General features: G+C 60.0%; 1 protein-coding gene. It reads left to right on the top strand.

What is annotated here, in order from left to right:
- A partial coding sequence (ppdK, locus tag FYJ35_RS14305) for a pyruvate, phosphate dikinase (protein WP_154527588.1) occupies positions 1–2,595 on the top strand: 2,595 nt, incomplete at both ends.

Raw genomic sequence — 2,595 nt, forward strand, 5'->3', positions numbered from 1 at the left:
GAAGAAGTATGTTTACATGTTCTCAGAAGGAAACGCAGGGATGCGGAATCTTCTCGGAGGCAAAGGAGCCGGGCTTGCGGAGATGACAGGGCTCGGACTGCCGGTGCCGCAGGGCTTCACGATTACGACGGAAGCCTGCACGCGCTACTATGATGACGGACGCCAGATCGGTGACGACATCATGGAGCAGATCAAAGGCGGCATCGCGAAGATGGAGGAGATCACCGGGAAGAAGTTCGGCGACCGGGAGAACCCGCTCCTTGTCTCTGTCCGTTCAGGAGCGCGGGCGTCCATGCCGGGCATGATGGACACGATCCTGAACCTGGGACTGAACGAGGATGTTGTAGGCGTTCTTTCGAAGAAGAGCGGGAATCCCAGATGGGCATGGGACTGCTACAGAAGATTCATCCAGATGTTCTCGGATGTCGTCATGGAGGTCGGCAAGAAGTACTTTGAGGAGCTGATCGACCAGATGAAGGCCAGAAAGGGCGTAACGCAGGACATCGATCTGGATGCGGACGACCTTCATGAGCTGGCGGATGAGTTCAAGGCAGAGTACAGGGAGAAGCTCGGGAAGGACTTCCCGGATGGCCCGAAGGAACAGTTGGTCGAGGCGATCAAGGCGGTTTTCCGCTCCTGGGACAATCCGCGCGCGAACGTATACAGAAGGGACAATGACATTCCGTACTCCTGGGGGACGGCTGTCAACGTCCAGATGATGGCGTTCGGAAACATGGGCGACACCTCCGGAACGGGCGTCGCTTTCACGAGAGACCCGGCGACCGGCGAGAAGCGTCTGATGGGCGAGTTCCTCCTGAATGCGCAGGGCGAGGATGTCGTCGCAGGTATCCGGACGCCCCAGAAGATCGACCGGCTGAAGGAACTGATGCCGGAGGTCTATGATCAGTTCACAGGAATCTGCAGGACCCTTGAGAACCATTACAAGGACATGCAGGACATGGAGTTCACGATCGAGGACAAGCATCTGTACATGCTGCAGACCCGCAATGGAAAGCGCACGGCAAGGGCAGCTCTGAAGATTGCCTGCGACCTTGTGGATGAGGGCATGATCGACGAGAAGCAGGCCGTGCTGATGATCGAGCCGAGGAATCTGGACTCTCTGCTCCATCCGCAGTTTGATCCGGCTTATCTGGCGAAGGCAGATCCGATCGCAACCGGTCTCCCGGCTTCCCCGGGCGCTGCCTGCGGGCAGATCGTCTTCACGGCGGAGGACGCGAAGACCTGGAAGAGCAGGGGCAAGAAGGTCGTGCTTGTCCGCCTTGAGACCTCCCCGGAGGATATCGAGGGCATGAAGAGCGCGCAGGGCATCATCACGGTCCGGGGCGGCATGACCTCCCACGCGGCTGTCGTCGCGAGGGGCATGGGCACCTGCTGTGTCTCAGGTGTCTCCGCGATCGACATGGATGAGGACAACCGCTGCTTCACGATCAACGGACATACCTTCCATGAAGGGGACTGGATCTCCGCAAACGGCTCCACAGGCAAGATCTATGAGGGCGTCATCCCGACCGTGGAGGCGCAGATCGTCGGGGAGTTCGGCCGCATCATGGGCTGGGCGGACAAGTACAGGAGAATGAAGGTCCGCACGAACGCGGACACGCCGGCAGACGCAAGGCGTGCGCATGAGCTTGGAGCTGAGGGCATCGGGCTGTGCAGGACCGAGCACATGTTCTTTGAGAAGGACCGGATCGAGGCCTTCCGCGAGATGATCTGCTCCGACACGGTGGAGGAGAGAGAGCAGGCGCTGGCGAAGATCCTGCCGGTTCAGCAGAGCGATTTCGAGAAGCTCTACGAGGCACTGGAGGGAGCGCCGGTCACGATCCGCTTCCTGGATCCGCCGCTGCATGAGTTTGTGCCGACCGAGGAGGCGGACATCCGCAGGCTGGCGGATGCCAAGCACAAGAGCGTGGACGAGATCAAGTCCCTGATCAACTCGCTGCACGAGTTCAACCCGATGATGGGGCACAGAGGGGTGCGCCTGGATGTCACCTACCCGGAGATCTCCAAGATGCAGACCCTCGCGGTGATCCGCGCTGCGATCGCCGTGCAGAAGCGTCATCCGGACTGGACCGTGAAGCCGGAGATCATGATCCCGCTTGTCGGAGACAACAAGGAGTTCCTCTATGTCAAGAAGATCGTGGTGAAGACGGCAGACGAGGAGATCGCGAAGAGCGGAATTGCCATGCAGTACGAGGTCGGGACGATGATCGAGATCCCGCGCGCGGCGCTGACCGCGGACGAGATTGCGAAGGACGCGGACTTCTTCTGCTTCGGGACGAACGATCTGACGCAGATGACCTACGGCTTCTCACGCGATGACGCAGGAAAGTTCCTGCAGGCCTACTACGACGCGAAGATCTTCGAGAACGACCCGTTCGCGAAGCTGGACCAGAACGGTGTCGGCAAGCTGATGGAGATGGCAATGAAGCTCGGCAAGGATGTGAATCCGAATCTGCACTGTGGAATCTGCGGGGAGCATGGCGGGGACCCGTCCTCCATCGAGTTCTGCGACCGGATCGGGCTGGACTATGTATCCTGCTCACCGTTCCGCGTGCCGATCGCGCGGCTGTCGGC

This window comes from Porcincola intestinalis, assembly GCF_009696445.1.
Classification (GTDB): domain Bacteria; phylum Bacillota; class Clostridia; order Lachnospirales; family Lachnospiraceae; genus Porcincola; species Porcincola intestinalis.